Source organism: Hominenteromicrobium mulieris (genome assembly GCF_046197855.1).
GTDB classification, from domain to species: domain Bacteria; phylum Bacillota; class Clostridia; order Oscillospirales; family Acutalibacteraceae; genus Hominenteromicrobium; species Hominenteromicrobium mulieris.
The window spans coordinates 965421-977423 of sequence record NZ_CP173188.1 but is presented as its reverse complement, the minus strand read 5'-3'; the positions used below and the strand labels follow the sequence as shown (position 1 = coordinate 977423).

Annotated in this window: 17 protein-coding genes; 5 read left to right on the top strand and 12 right to left on the bottom strand. The window is 42.1% G+C overall.

The genetic code is table 11. The annotated features are described in order from the left end of the window. Positions 1-29: 29 nt before the first annotated feature. Both ACI0CA_RS04695 and ACI0CA_RS04690 read right to left on the bottom strand, forming a co-directional pair. Positions 30-614, bottom strand: coding sequence for a sigma factor-like helix-turn-helix DNA-binding protein (locus ACI0CA_RS04695; protein ID WP_055056856.1), 585 nt, complete (start codon positions 612-614; stop codon positions 30-32). Between the two features lie 486 nt (positions 615-1100). Then, the gene (locus ACI0CA_RS04690) at positions 1101-1625 is read right to left on the bottom strand and encodes a hypothetical protein (RefSeq protein ID WP_446806523.1); all 525 of its coding nucleotides are present in this window, start codon (positions 1623-1625) and stop codon (positions 1101-1103) included. Positions 1626-1880: 255 nt separating this feature from the next. Here ACI0CA_RS04690 and ACI0CA_RS04685 point away from each other — a divergent pair, with 255 nt between their 5' ends. From ACI0CA_RS04685 to ACI0CA_RS04675, 3 genes are all read left to right on the top strand, one after another. Next, on the top strand, positions 1881-2285 hold the full coding sequence (locus ACI0CA_RS04685) for a helix-turn-helix domain-containing protein (RefSeq protein WP_196854496.1): 405 nt from the start codon (positions 1881-1883) through the stop codon (positions 2283-2285). Between the two features lie 75 nt (positions 2286-2360). Then, a complete protein-coding gene (locus ACI0CA_RS04680) occupies positions 2361-2876 on the top strand; it encodes an ImmA/IrrE family metallo-endopeptidase (protein ID WP_446806524.1) in 516 nt (171 codons plus the stop codon). A 19-nt stretch (positions 2877-2895) separates the two neighbouring features. Continuing rightward, a complete protein-coding gene (locus tag ACI0CA_RS04675) occupies positions 2896-3906 on the top strand; it encodes a PDDEXK nuclease domain-containing protein (protein WP_196854498.1) in 1011 nt (336 codons plus the stop codon). A 298-nt stretch (positions 3907-4204) separates the two neighbouring features. On the opposite strand, the gene ACI0CA_RS04670 is transcribed toward ACI0CA_RS04675, so the two are convergent. Genes ACI0CA_RS04670 through ACI0CA_RS04650 form a run of 5 tightly spaced genes read right to left on the bottom strand, consistent with a single transcriptional unit; the run spans position 4205 to position 7223 of the window. After that, positions 4205-4681 carry a hypothetical protein gene (locus ACI0CA_RS04670; protein ID WP_055056854.1) on the bottom strand — a complete coding sequence of 159 codons (477 nt, stop codon included), beginning with the start codon at positions 4679-4681 and terminating at the stop codon, positions 4205-4207. A gap of 4 nt (positions 4682-4685) precedes the next feature. Further along, a complete protein-coding gene (locus tag ACI0CA_RS04665; protein WP_055056853.1) occupies positions 4686-4973 on the bottom strand; it encodes a hypothetical protein in 288 nt (95 codons plus the stop codon). A 5-nt stretch (positions 4974-4978) separates the two neighbouring features. Continuing rightward, the gene (locus tag ACI0CA_RS04660) at positions 4979-5749 is read right to left on the bottom strand and encodes an ABC transporter permease (RefSeq protein WP_055056852.1); all 771 of its coding nucleotides are present in this window, start codon (positions 5747-5749) and stop codon (positions 4979-4981) included. Beyond that, complete coding sequence (locus ACI0CA_RS04655) at positions 5746-6471, bottom strand: ABC transporter permease (protein ID WP_055056851.1); 726 nt, start codon at positions 6469-6471, stop codon at positions 5746-5748. The genes ACI0CA_RS04660 and ACI0CA_RS04655 overlap by 4 nt, the downstream gene beginning before the upstream one ends. Next, on the bottom strand, positions 6468-7223 hold the full coding sequence (locus tag ACI0CA_RS04650; protein WP_055056850.1) for an ABC transporter ATP-binding protein: 756 nt from the start codon (positions 7221-7223) through the stop codon (positions 6468-6470). The genes ACI0CA_RS04655 and ACI0CA_RS04650 overlap by 4 nt, the downstream gene beginning before the upstream one ends. Positions 7224-7373: 150 nt before the next feature. Between ACI0CA_RS04650 and ACI0CA_RS04645 the strand changes: the two genes are divergently transcribed. Both ACI0CA_RS04645 and ACI0CA_RS04640 read left to right on the top strand, forming a co-directional pair. Next, entirely contained in the window at positions 7374-8078 is a 705-nt protein-coding gene (locus tag ACI0CA_RS04645; RefSeq protein ID WP_055056849.1) for a response regulator transcription factor, read from the top strand. A gap of 1 nt (position 8079) precedes the next feature. After that, entirely contained in the window at positions 8080-9486 is a 1407-nt protein-coding gene (locus tag ACI0CA_RS04640; protein WP_055056848.1) for a sensor histidine kinase, read from the top strand. Positions 9487-9572: 86 nt separating this feature from the next. On the opposite strand, the gene ACI0CA_RS04635 is transcribed toward ACI0CA_RS04640, so the two are convergent. The 5 genes from ACI0CA_RS04635 to ACI0CA_RS04615 form a co-directional block, all read right to left on the bottom strand. Next, positions 9573-9980: a hypothetical protein gene (locus tag ACI0CA_RS04635; protein WP_444042736.1), complete on the bottom strand. Its 408-nt coding sequence runs from the start codon at positions 9978-9980 to the stop codon at positions 9573-9575. A 19-nt stretch (positions 9981-9999) separates the two neighbouring features. Further along, the gene (locus tag ACI0CA_RS04630) at positions 10000-10197 is read right to left on the bottom strand and encodes a hypothetical protein (protein ID WP_196854500.1); all 198 of its coding nucleotides are present in this window, start codon (positions 10195-10197) and stop codon (positions 10000-10002) included. 156 nt (positions 10198-10353) lie between these two features. Continuing rightward, a complete protein-coding gene (locus ACI0CA_RS04625; protein WP_446806525.1) occupies positions 10354-10845 on the bottom strand; it encodes a CatA-like O-acetyltransferase, family 2 in 492 nt (163 codons plus the stop codon). 12 nt (positions 10846-10857) lie between these two features. Then, positions 10858-11493: a GyrI-like domain-containing protein gene (locus ACI0CA_RS04620; protein WP_015518015.1), complete on the bottom strand. Its 636-nt coding sequence runs from the start codon at positions 11491-11493 to the stop codon at positions 10858-10860. Then, on the bottom strand, positions 11483-11992 hold the full coding sequence (locus tag ACI0CA_RS04615) for a GNAT family N-acetyltransferase (protein ID WP_015518014.1): 510 nt from the start codon (positions 11990-11992) through the stop codon (positions 11483-11485). Before ACI0CA_RS04615 ends, ACI0CA_RS04620 begins: the two co-directional genes overlap by 11 nt. Positions 11993-12003: the final 11 nt, after the last annotated feature.

Below are 12003 nucleotides of genomic sequence, written 5' to 3'. Positions count from 1 at the left end.
ACAAAGGGGTGCGAAATGCACACCCAAAATCAGAGGTTTTCATAAAATTTTTTGAAATTTTTTATTGCGGCAGCGATTGACTTATCTACGGAGCTATAATTTATGCCCTCCTCTTTCGCAATTTTCCTTGAACTAATCCCAAGCAAAACGGATTTAAGAAGGCGCTCCCTTTGAACAGGTTGCAGCATACTTAACGCTTGTCTTACCTTAGAAAGTTCTAATTGCCGCAGCTTTTCTTTTTCTTCCTCGATCTGTTCCTCCTCCGCTTTATCAAACGGATCAATAAACGGTGCGATAGATTTCGGATGGAACTGCTCAAAAATATCATCTTCGTAACCGTATACATCTATCGTCCTTTTGCTGCGCTTTTCATATTTATCATTATTTCTATGTGATTCACTAATCACTTCTCCCTGTGCCATTGACAGAAGTATAAAAGGCGTATACCTGCTGATGACATCAGGGTACTTATCCCACAATGCTTCTTCGGACAGCTCCGTTATAATTGCCCATTTTTCCGTTCCAGTGAAACCACTATACTCATACTGAAGGTTGATGAGTTTACAATCCTGTGCAAATAATTCTACCTGCTTTTTTACTGTAAGTTTTTTCATTTCCGTAATCTCCTTAAATTTGGAATTTTTGATATATAAGGTCACAATCAAAAACTCCGGAGATCACGGATACCTACATACAAACGCCTGCCATACTGTGATAGACATAAAGCTCCCTTTCCGCTTGACAAAAGCGAAAAGGGCTGCACAAAAAAAGCAGCTATAACATTCACGCCCGAAGGCTGAAAGCTATAACTGCTTCTTCAAAACACATATTCAATTCGTTTTGCCTAAGCTGCTGTATTGCCGCCTAAAAGATATTCAACCAGCATTTGAAAATCAAGAAAAATTCTCAAAGCTTTAGGCATACTAATTGTAACAGATTTGCTTTTCCGTATCATCGGCAAAACTGTGCCAATTTTCTGCCATTTCGTTTTCAGCCTCGTTCTGTAAACGAAAGCCGTTCTTCGGGCAGCATACACAGTGTAGCATACGCAAGGTCGGACATTCAGTAGGGATTTCGTCGGACTTTAGTCGGACAAGCCTTTATTTGAAAAAATCGGGAATATCGCCGCTTTCATCAGCTCCCTTCATATTAAAGATTCCTTTGAAGCACGGAATCGCATATCCCCACAGAGATACGCCGAGAAACAAAATCGCTTCCCGTTTCCGGTCGTAAAAGGTACTGCGCTCCATATTCAAGAGATCGAGCAGTTCGCTCTCCGTATACCGAAATGCTGTCAGGTAGCTTTTCGATATGATTTCGTGGTACAGCCTGCCGTTGTTATGGTAGTCATATATTTTCGCCATAGCGGTATCAATCAGGTCAACCATCCACTTGTTCTCAAACAAAGCGCTGATACGGCTCTCAAACTCCTGCTTCTCGGTATCCGGCGCAAACAGCTCCAAATAGACAAGGGCGCTGTCCAGTTCTTCTCCGTAATATGCCAGCTCCTCATTCACACGGGCAGACTCGCTCAGCGTAATCCAGACCACATCACGGTATACGCCAAGAAGCAATTTTGTTTTCGAGAATATATCCGATTGATTCAAATTAAGCTGCTCGTACATTTTCCGAATACTTTTCGCAGCGATTGTATCTTTCCGTCCCATCTGTTCGCCTCAATCCTTAAAACGGGTATCATTTGTTGGTAGATAAAAGTTCAAGCTAATTGATTGAACTCCCTTGACAAAACACGCAAGTTCGGTTATTATATATACGCAACTTACTTGCGTATTGACATTATACGAAATTTACTTGCGCTTGTCAATATAGATACGCAAGATATTTTCAAATCAGGTCGAATAATTTGGAGGTCAGATGAAATGAAATTCTGTGAGAAAGTAAAAGAAGCCCGCACGAAGGCAGGCTTAAAGCAAGATGAGTTTGCAAAAGCAATCGGCGTTTCTCTGCGGACAGTATCGAATTATGAGGCTGGCACCCGCTACCCGAAAAAAAGGGAAACCTATTATAAGATGGCGGAAGTCCTGAAGGTCGATGTCAACTATCTGCTTACCGATGACGAGGAATTTCTGCTGAACGCTGAATCCAAATACGGAAGCAAAGGCGCAAGACAGGCAAAGGAGCTTATGGCAGAGGTTACGGGGCTTTTTGCAGGCGGCGAGCTTGCAGATGAGGATTTGGACGAGATGATGAAAGGCATTCAGGAAGCGTACTGGATCGCCAAAGAGAAGAATAAAAAGTACACTCCCAAAAAATACCGGAAATAACGCTTGATGTCCTCTTTTTCGGACAGTGTATTTGATAAGATATACTTACTGGCAGTAGAATGGGGGTGTTTGCTCTTGGATATTCAGACTTTAGAGATTGTCAGAAAGGCGAATCGGCTGGCAAATGACCTTTGCACAAGAGATCCGCATAGAATCGCACAAGAACTGGGCATAGAAGTTATCCCATTAGCCTTCAAGAAACAGCGAGGGGCATACAAGGTTTTAATGCGTAACCGTTTTATCTTCATAAAAGACGATCTGCAACCTGTAATGGAGCGTATCGTAATGCTGCATGAGATTGGACACGACGCATTACATAGAGAAGAAGCGGTCAAAGCCGGCGGCTTCAAGGAATTTAATATTTTCGATATGCGGCAAAGCCGGATGGAGTACGAGGCAAACATCTTTGCTTCCCAAATCTCCCTGCCTGATGATGAAATACTGGAATATATCGAAAATGGGTATGATATTCAGCAAATCGCACGGGCAATGCACTCGGATATAAACTTGGTCGCATTGAAAACGGATACGCTGATCGCACAGGGCTACCGTTTCCGTCATCAGGAATACCGCAATCAATTTTTGAAATAGATAACTGGAGGGTATAAAGATGTTGATGAATAATAACGAATATCTTGATTTGGTGCAAACTATCAAACAGGAAATTCAGCAGGCGCAGTACAAAGCTACTTTAAGTGTAAATAAAGAGCTGATTATGCTGTATTACAATATCGGAAAAATCATAAACGAGCATAAATCTTGGGGCAATAAATTTATTGAAAATCTGGCGGCTGATATTAAGCTCTCGTTCCCGAACGCAAAGGGCTATTCTGTTCGCAACCTTAAATATATGTCAAAATTTGCAAGCACTTATCCTGATGAGCAATTTGTGCAGACGGTGTCTGCACAAATTCCGTGGTCGCACAATGTTGCAATTTTGGATAAGGTTAAAGGAGAAAAGCAAAGAGAGTGGTATATACGAAAGACCGCAGAAAATGGCTGGTCGCATAATGTCTTGATTCATCAGATTGAAAGCGGCTTATATGAACGGCAGGCTATTGCTGATAAGATTTCAAACTTTGAAAGTCGACTTGCTTCGCCGCAGAGTGAGCTTGCCGTACAAACAATGAAAGATCCATACATTTTTGATTTTATCCCTTTCAAGGAAGATATGGTAGAACGGGATATAGAGCAGGCTCTTGTTCAGGATGTAACGAAGCTGCTTTTAGAGTTGGGAACGGGATTTGCGTTTCTCGGCAATCAATATCATCTCAATGTCGGCGGCGATGATTTTTACATTGATCTTCTGTTCTACAACCTTAATCTTCGCTGCTATGTTGTGATTGAGCTGAAAACCGGAGAATTTAAGCCGGAATATGCTGGACAGCTTAACTTTTATCTCTCAGCCGTTGACGGGATTTTGAAAAAGGATAATGACAATCCTTCTATCGGTCTGTTGCTGTGCAAAAGCAAAAACGCATTAGTCGCTGAATATGCCTTAAAAGATATGTCAAAGCCAATCGGTGTCAGCGAATACAAAGTTACAAGTGAGCTTCCTGAAGCTTTGAGCAAACAGCTCCCGTCTGTGGAAGATATACAAAAGCATATCAAAAGAGACTAAAATATCGAAAAGCTGAAAGCCGCAGAGCTATATATCGAAGTCCTGCGGTTTTCATTCTTTTCACTACTCAATGTTATGCTAAAAAATGGGGAAATAAAATTGATAACGCTTTTATGCTCAATGCGACAATACGGAATGGCAAATTAAATGGCGAGTGAAATGGCGACAATGGCAAAGTAGATGGCGAATTAAATCCAGCTCTGCTTTATCTGAACAAGAGTGAATTAGCGGTTTATCGAACATTCCAAAGTATTAGGCATAGCACAAAGATTTAGCGGATTTGTTCTTGCTTTTGCAATCATTCCACAACCACCTGCAATGAGCCGCAAAAATCATTACCTTCTAAAGTAAGATAGTTGTCGCCTTCGTCAAGGGTAACGGAATATGTTCCGTTTTTACTTGTATCGACAATCATTTTTTCCTCGCCCTTATCAAGCCAGTAAAGCCTTGCCGTGCCGGAATCAACCGTCAACTCGTAAGTTACAGTAAGCTCACTTCCTTTATCCCGTTCTAACGCAGTACCTCCAAAGATATATTCTTTATCATTGAAATCCTCATAATCTGCTGTATAGGAGCCGGTATAGGTATCTTCCCCTTTGGTCTTATCGCCCTGCAAATCTTTTTCGTCCGTAAGGGCATATTTGCTGAAATGCTGGAGCATATCATTAAAGCCGTTTATAACACTATCTTTCAGGTTGTCGCCGCTGCACCCTGTAACAGCAAAAGCCAAACATAAGGAAAGCAAAACGGCAGTCAGAATTTTTATTTTTTTCATATCATCACCCGCCAATCCTCGTTACAATATTCATACCGATAATTGCGATTGCACCAACCGCATAAATACTGTTAATCACGACACATACCTGCATAAGTTTGGATTTTACTTTTCCTTTGGTATAGCTGAGAATGGAAAAGATACCTGAAAAAATCATAAAGGCGGCGTAACTGTAAACCATAATCTCCGCTACCGGGGATTCCAGCGCCCAATCAAAGGTACGCAGTGGCAGGATCGTCCACGGGACAAAGAGCATAATGGTAGAAATCGCAGTTAAAATTTTGTTTTTCATTGTAGTTATCTCCTTTCAGATGCGCCGTATCGCATACAGGATACGACAAGTGCCAAAATAGTGATTCCGACTGCAACAGGCAACCACGGAAGCCAAGCGATTTGTGTTTCATAAACACCTTCAGCAGCTCTCCCATACGCCACCATTATCAGATAGAACGGGTAGCTCATCGGGTAGGCAAACCAGATTTTTGTGTTTATCATAAGCACGGAAGGTACAATCGAAGCCAGACCGATACCGACCGAAAAAATGGGAGATTGAATTAAAGTGGAAACCGCAAGGTATACAGCAGCCATTGGAATTGCAGCGGCATAGATACTACATACATTTTTGCAGACATATAATGGCTCAAGGATAAAATTATAATCCTGCGTATGGGTAACGATTGCCGCACAGATATAGTACGCTCCTATGGACATAACCATCTGAAATGCCGCCAACAAAATCAGGACTGTGAATTTAGCAAGACATAGTTTCGTTGTGCTAATCGGCAGGGACAGCATTTTCAAAATCCCTTTATTGGAGCGTTCCGTTTGATTCAGCAGTACCGTACAGATGACCAGCGACGCCGGGATCATAAACCAAACCATACCCATAAAGCCCTGAATGAAAAAGTTGTTTTCCGGCGTAATCGGGATTCCTCTCAGGTCGAAGTTCATATCCGCATTGATAATGCTTGGAATCCACATCATAATGACAGGGATCAGCAAGATCAATAAGATTTTGGAGCGGCGGATTTTTTTGAGTTCCACTCCGACTAATGATAAGAAATTCATTCAAAACACCTCCTTACTTGCAGATAAAGGACTTCTGCAATACCGAACACGACCGTTTCAATCCCGCAAACAGCTAAAAATAAGGCTGTACGGCTATTTTCCACTGCCGCAGAGAGCATTTGATACGGGGAAGCAAACGGGAACAGGCTCAACACAATATTATCCTGCGGAAGAATGGAAAGCGTAAATACTAAAATCACGCCAATACCAAGGGATACCCACATATTCTTACAGGCAGACGCAATAACCAGCATAAGCATTACAGTCGGCAGCGTAACTATAATTTGGAAACCTGCGGTTTTCAATATTTCGGTCAGGTCAAACACATAACTTGGAAACCAATACTTTGCACAGCCGACTAAGACTGCCATTTCTATGACCACCATTGCGGATAATACCAAAGCGGCAATTAGAAATTTTCCAAAGAACATACTACCTTGACGAATGGGCAGCACCGACATTTTCTGCATACCGTTATCGGCATATTCCGTGTGGTACATCATACAAGCGCCGCAAATGGAAATGAGAATATTCAACATCGCCATCATCTGCCAGTTCGCAGACATCAGTATGTTAATCGGATTGCCTGCGAGTGCAGTCATTTCCTCTGCTTTTACCATCATATAGACAACCGGAAAAGCTGCTGCAAGAAAGCCACCTGCCAAAAAAGCAGGAAGATAGCCTGTGCGCTTCAGCTTTTTGGATTCTATTAAGAGACTCATACCGTACCTCCTCTCCTGCGATTATCTTCATCAATCATAGCAAGGAAAGTATCTTCCAGATTATCCGTCGGGAATCCGGCGGCACGAGCGTTTGTTTTCAATTCTTCCTTTGTTCCTTCAAACAGCAGATGACCGTGATTCAGAATACCAATATCGTCAGCCATAAGTTCTACTTCAGGAAGCAAGTGAGAAGAAACCAATACCGTGCAGTCATATTTCTGCGGCAGGGAACGAATCAGGGTGCGTATCTCGTGAATACCCACCGGATCGAGCCCATTGGTCGGCTCGTCGAGAATCAGGATCGGCGGTCTGCCGATCAATGCGCCTGCTAAACCTAAACGCTGCTTCATACCAAGAGAGTATTTTTTTGCCAGTCTTTTTCTAAATTCAGTTAAGCCGACAAGCTCCAGAGCGTCATCGACACAGCTTTTTGGAAGCCCAAGAATTTTCCGTATAATTTCAAGGTTTTCCTCTCCGCTCAGATTCCCGTAAAAGGCGGGTGCTTCAATAAATGAACCAACTTCCTTCAAAATGGGAACTCGGTCTGAAGGGTATGTTTTTCCGTCAATATGAAAGCTTCCTTCTGTCGGCTGCGTCAAACCGAGAAACATTTTCATCGTTGTGGATTTTCCCGCCCCGTTCGGACCTAAAAATCCATAAACGCTTCCTTTGCGAATATGGAGATTCAGATGGGATACTGCCGTGAAATCGCCGTAGGTTTTCGTCAGATTTTGAGTTTCGATTATATTCATATTGTGAAATCTCCTTTCCTTTGTTGTCTTTAGTATAAAGGCGCAACCTTGTGTCAACCTTCTCTCTACCTTACATTTACCTTACATTTGAACTGCACTGCGAAAATGCAGGAATGATATGCTATAATATAGAAAAAGGAGAATTGCATTATGGACTATGATTACTTAAAATACAAAAAAATCCTCATCGTAGATGATGAGGCTGATCTGCGTGAAATGGTAACATCTATTTTAGAGCAGGACGGTTTCAAAACAATCAAGACTGCTGGAACAGTAGCCGAAGCTCTGAAAATATGCAGGGATTGGGAGCCTGATCTTGCCATTCTCGATGTAATGCTGCCCGATGGGAACGGCTTTTCTCTGTTTGAACAAATGCGGACTTTTACCGAAGTCCCAGTTCTCTTTTTAACTGCCCGTGGAGAAGATGAGGACAAGCTGAAAGGATTGGGACTTGGTGCAGATGATTATATGGTAAAGCCGTTCCTGCCAAAAGAATTATCCCTGCGTATCGGAATCATTCTGCGGCGGTACTACAAAGGCGAAGATCCTATCGTCCAACTTGCCGGAAGCCAAATTGACTTTGACCGTGCCGAAGTGATAAAAGAAAATAATCATTTCCCGCTGACTGCAAAAGAACACGATATACTGCTGGCGCTCTACCGCAATGCGGGAAGAATTGTAACCATCGATCAGCTCTGCGAAGCTGCGTGGGGAGATAATCCATACGGATATGAAAACTCGCTGATGGCGCATATCCGCAGAATCCGAGAAAAAATTGAAGCTAACCCGTCAAAGCCGGTATCCCTCATTACGGTAAAAGGCTTAGGCTACAAGTTAGTATTAACGGGGAAATGATATGAAAGATATTACGAAACTCATTCGGCGGTTTGTAGGCATATTGCTGTTAAGCACAGTCTTGGTCATCGTCCTTAACATTATTATTCTTGCTGCTATTTCCGCAAGTCAAACGGCAAATGGCAGACCGTGGACGACTGCAAAAGAAACTGCTGAAGCTTTACAGAAAACAGAAACGGGATATATCTTATCCGGCGATATGACGGAGCGGTTAAGCGGGGAGAATGCGTGGGCAATCTATATAGATAATGACACATTAGAGGTAAAATGGCACACGGAAAATCTGCCGGATACCGTTCCTCTGCACTATACGATCTCCGACATTGCAAGTCTGACACGAGGATATATTGATGGATACCCGACCTATACGGGAGAATGCGAAAATGGATTGGTCGTTGTCGGCTATCCGAAAGACCGATATTGGAAACATATGTCTCCGAGTTGGGATTATGATTTCATCAAAAACGCCCCGTATACTGTCCTGATTGTAATCGGTGTGAATGTTTTTTTGATTTTCCTGATTTATATGATCGCCAATTCCAAGCTGCTGAAATCCGTTAAACCGATTACAAACGGCATACAGGCGCTACCTTCAGGTGAGCCTGTTTATGTCAAGGAAAAAGGACTTTTATCCGACCTTGCCGCTAAAATCAATCAAACATCGGATATTCTCCAAAAACAGAAGCGAAACCTGCAAAGAAAGGAAACAGCAAGAGCAAACTGGATTTCCGGAGTCTCTCACGACATTCGCACACCACTTTCTATGGTAATGGGATATGCCGGACAGATTGAGGACAATGAAAGCCTGCCGGAAAGCGAAAGGAAAAAGGCACGGATTATCCGTCAGCAAAGTACAAAAATGAAAAATCTCATCAATGACCTGAATCTTGCCTCGAAGTTAGAATATAATATGCAGCCGATCCATCCAGAGCCTGTCAATCTCGTAGCAATCGCAAGACAAAGCGTTGTTGACTTTATCAATTTAGATATGGAAGAAAAGTATCCGATAGAATGGAATACAGATGAAGCATTGACTGCCTGTGCCATAAATGGAGATAAAGAGTTGTTGCGGCGGGCAATCGGAAATCTGATTACAAATTCTCAAACGCACAATCCTGATGGCTGTACGATTTCAGTATGCGTCCGAAAAAGCGATACAGAATATAAAATAGTCGTAGAAGATAACGGCGTCGGCGTTACCGATGAAAAGTTAGAGAAACTCAGGACTACGCCCCACTATATGATGAGTGACAGCGGGACAACCGAGCCACGGCACGGCTTAGGGCTTTTGATTGTCGGACAGATCGTTTCCGCCCATAAGGGTACAGTGTCTTTCGATCACGGTAAACAAGGTGGATTTACCGTTACAATTTCTTTCCCTATTCCAAAGGATAGTCATACTCAATAAATGTTAAAAACCGTAGAGCTTCAATGAAAGCCCTACGGTTTTTCTGACCTATGATCTTATTCATTTTAGATGATTTTCAACCTGAGTCATTGATGATAAAAATAATTCTTGGCTTTCAAATAATTCAAATTATCCTTAACCCACGAATTATTCGCTACTACTTTGTTGATTTTCATTTCTATTTTCATTGCTGATGTTGACAGGATCATTTCATTTTCTAATAATCCATTTTTCATTTTGAAACTTGTTATTTCACTCCACGGAATGAATAAATTGTCTGCAATGTCCCAATCGCCGTGAACAGGAAACAGGTTAATCCCGTTATCGCTAAATCCGAACAAATAAGATGTTGCTTGTTCAAATGCCATTACATTGACAATCCCTGTTGGCAAAACCCATTTTACCTTAGATTTAGTATGTCCGCATAGAATATTGTTAGCATATTCATAACCAAAGGTTTTCAATTCGTTTTTTACTTTTTCTAAGCTTAACATATTTATACCTCCTATGGGATTAAAGAAGCTCCATAGCTCTTTTATACAGCGGATCTAACTCACATCCACAGTTCCCACATTCTTTATCAGCCTGTTTGATTGCTGATACCAAAGTATCCTTATCGGCTTTTCCGTCCAGCCATTCCTGAGCCGGGACAGCTATTAAGTCCCAACCCGATGCAGCGAATTTCTGCATAATCGCTTCCAATTCTTCCATAAGCGTACTCCTTTCTTTCAGCCATTATTTCAACAGATTGATCTCGTTTTGCAAGTTCTTCAAAAATACGCCTGCGTGTGCGCCGTCCATCTGCGTGTGATGGAACTGGAAAGAGAGTGGCAGGTAATACCGAAACCATTTCTTTTTGTATCTGCCCTAAATAATAAAGGGATTATTAAAAATGCCGCTGTTCATACCAACAGCTCCGTCGATTTCCGTATCTATGATGGCGGAAGTGCCGATGACCATACTGTTTTCGGATAAGTCCCTGTCCTGACAGCTTGCGGCGACCTGTGCCGTATATTTCAGATACTCCTCGTTGAACTGATTTAGCTCGGCTTTATAAGAAAGGTCGCAGGAGCTGACTTCGCCCTCTTTGTTTTTCACTATGGTATTGACTGCTATGGTGTCATACTGCATGAGTTTTTCGCCGACCGGAAGGATATAAAACTCCTTTACCTTTACGGCAGCTCTGCCGATACAGTAATCGAGCAGCATATTAAATTTCAAGCTTCTTTTCCTGCTGACCTTGATCAGATTGGTCACATCAAAGGTCTTGAAAAAAGTGACCATTGGATTGGGCGCTTTCATCCAAAGCGCATACGCCGCAGCCCTTGTCGTATTTTTGGGATCAACTTCTTTTGGCATACTAACCTCCGATTACTCCGCTTTCCGGATTGGGTGGCGCACGACCGTTTTCAATCGGCTCACATCGCATTTTCTCGGATCGCTCAGATAGATTTCGTGATGGTATCTTGTATCCGTAATATCCAGTTCGTATCCATTCGCTTTCATATAGTCGTGCATTAAATCAACAGTGGCAGGCTCATCGTCATAAGAGCCGATGTGCATACACTGGACGCACATTCCCTCATCATAGGGGAAGAACTCAACCTTAGAAAAATCCTGTTTTTTCTTTTTCGTTGCCTCCTGAACTGCCCACTCAAAATCTTCCTTCGTTACGAAATCCGGCAGCCGGATCATAGAGATAAAGTGCATATCTTCTTTTCTTGCATAATCAAGTCCCTGCGTATTTTCCTGCCACCAAAGACCTTCAAGGGGCGGCACTACATACTCGAAAAATCCCTCGATTTTATGCGTCCCCTTGTAGCTCATCTTTATAGTAAAGGCTATTCCATATAACAAGCCGATTGAGCTTTTATACTCCCCGTTTTCCTCGTTAGGATTTCCTTTCCCCCGGACTGCAATGTAGTTCATTTTTGGAATCTCTATAATTCCGGGCTTGTTCTTCGGCATATAAAATTCCTTGTATTCTTTCTTGTAATCAAAAGCCATTTTCTTCCTCCATTTTGCAAATAGAATTTAGGTCAGCTACCATAATGTATTCCTCAGTCGTTTCTTTGACCGTTGTAAAGCCCGCTTTTCGATATAACTTCACTGCATAATTGTCCTTTTGAACAGATAAGGAAATCTTTGCATAACCAGCAGCTTTTTCTGCTAACAACATTTGTGTAAGCAACAAAGTTCCAATTCCCATACCTCTGTACGCTTTAAGAACAGACATTGCAAGGGAAGGCGTATTCTCATCAATATGTCCGTAGTCGTTCATAATCCTTGCCCATATTGCTCCTACAATATTTCCGTCAACTTCTACAATCAAAGCCTTATCGTGTTTGCTGTTTCCAAAATCTGCAATGTATACTTGCAATTCGGGACAAGTTATCACTGATTTAGGCGGCGCAGCCGTACCATCCGGAATATAAATTGCTTCGTACAAAAAATCACTGAGCAGACTATATTCTTCCTTTCGCATTTCCCTTATAGAGTAGCTCATATTTTACTCGT